The organism is Nitrospina gracilis 3/211 (assembly GCF_000341545.2).
In the GTDB taxonomy this organism is placed as follows: domain Bacteria; phylum Nitrospinota; class Nitrospinia; order Nitrospinales; family Nitrospinaceae; genus Nitrospina; species Nitrospina gracilis.
Genome location: NZ_HG422173.1, coordinates 1,693,641 through 1,695,408, shown reverse-complemented (window position 1 = coordinate 1,695,408; position 1,768 = coordinate 1,693,641). Strand labels below are relative to the sequence as shown.

General features: G+C 57.5%; 1 protein-coding gene. It reads right to left on the bottom strand.

Annotated elements, in window-relative coordinates; translation table 11 throughout:
• Positions 1-1,768 (bottom strand): CBS domain-containing protein (locus TX82_RS15205; RefSeq protein ID WP_144079133.1); only part of this gene is annotated, 1,768 nt, incomplete at both ends.

Sequence of the window (1,768 nt, the reverse complement as noted above, 5' to 3'; positions counted from 1 at the left end):
TTTTTGCCGGCAGGCTGAGCCGCGTGGCAAGCTGGTTGAGGTCCGCGTTTTTCATGCCGTACAACGCACCCAGAAAGTACACGAATCCGACGTCCGGCCGTTCCACCAGTTTGATGACGTTGGACAGTGCAAAAATTTCCTCGATACGCTCCAGGATCTGAAGGTTCCGGTTGTTGTTCATCATTCGGGGATGAATGACCTGCAACAGCCCCAGCTCTTTCATGCGGGCGAAACATCGGATCGGTTTTTTCTCTTCCAGCATACGCATGAGTTCGTTGTACAAGCGCGTGCCGCTCAGTTTGTGCACGATTTTTTTCGTCACCGCGCGCTTGAGAAACGACTCGGTCTGCTTGCCGATGGTGAACCCGAGCCGCTGTTCGAACCGCACGGCGCGGAAAGCACGGCAGGGGTCCTCAACAAAACTCAGGTTGTGGAGCACGCGCACCACGCCGTCCTTGAGGTCCTTCTGGCCGTTGAAGTAATCGATCAGCGTGAACGCATCCTTGCCGTTCAGCTTGATGGCCAGCGCGTTGAACGTGAAGTCGCGGCGGAACAGGTCGGACTTGATCGAACTCATCTCCACCGTCGGCAGGGCGGCGGGATGCGTGTAGTATTCCATGCGAGCCGTGGCAACATCGATTTTGAACCCGTCGGAAAAAATGACCACCGACGTGCCGAACTTTTCATGAGCCACCACGCGGGCTTCATATTCCTTCCCCAGTTTGCGGGCAAACTGCATGCCGTCCCCTTCCACCACAATGTCGAGATCGAGATTCTCGATACGCAAAAGAAGGTCGCGGACGAATCCGCCGACGCCATACACTGAAACGCCGAGTTCGTCCGCCAGTTGCGAAACATCCTGGAGGCGTGTCATGACGGACTTCGGAAGCCGCTCCCGGAGCAGGCTTTTGACGTTTTTCACATAAAGGTCGCCTTGATCGAGCAGCGCTGCGTAAGGCTCCGGGGCGTAGCGTCCCATGTCCTGATGCAGGAGGCGCAGAAGATCGCCGCGGCTCACGATGCCCAACATGTGACCCGTTTTGGGATGCACCACCGGCACCACCTTCTGTTTGGCCTCGATGATGCTGGGAACCACCGTCTTGAAGTACGCGTCGGGAGTCGTTACTGCAAACTCGTGTGCCATGAAGTCCTCCACCCGTTCACGCCCCAGCTTGTGATGGATGGCCTTTTCCACCACCTGGCGAGTTATCAGGCCTACCGGTTTTTTGCTGGATACCACCGGAAGGGTGCTGAGGTTGAACCGCGTCATGGTACGTTCCACCTCGATGATGCTCTGCTTCGCCTGAACGGACACCACGGGGGAATGCATGACATGCTGGATTCGGTTGAGCGGTTCGACTTTTTCATGAAGGACGGATACAAGCTGTTCCCGCGTCTGGATGAGCGTGCGGTCCGAGGTGCTGGCCGAGGCCGCATTCGGGTGCCCCCCACCGCCCAGTTCCCTCAAGATGCGCCCCACATTCACTTCTTCGGTGCGGCTTCTGCCGATGACATACACCCGGTTGTCCAGGCACACCATTGCAAACAGGACCTTGAGGTTTTCCAGTTCCAGCAGCCGCGAAACGACCACAGCCAGGTCCCCGATGTAATATTCCACCGTTGCCTGCGCGAGCGCGATCTGGACCCCGTTGTACGTGTTCACTTCCAAACTTTGGCTCAGGGCCTTCATCACATCCCGTTGTTCCTGATTCAGCCGCCCCTCAACGAACTGCGAAACGGCCTGTAGGTCCGCGCCCAGCTTCACCAT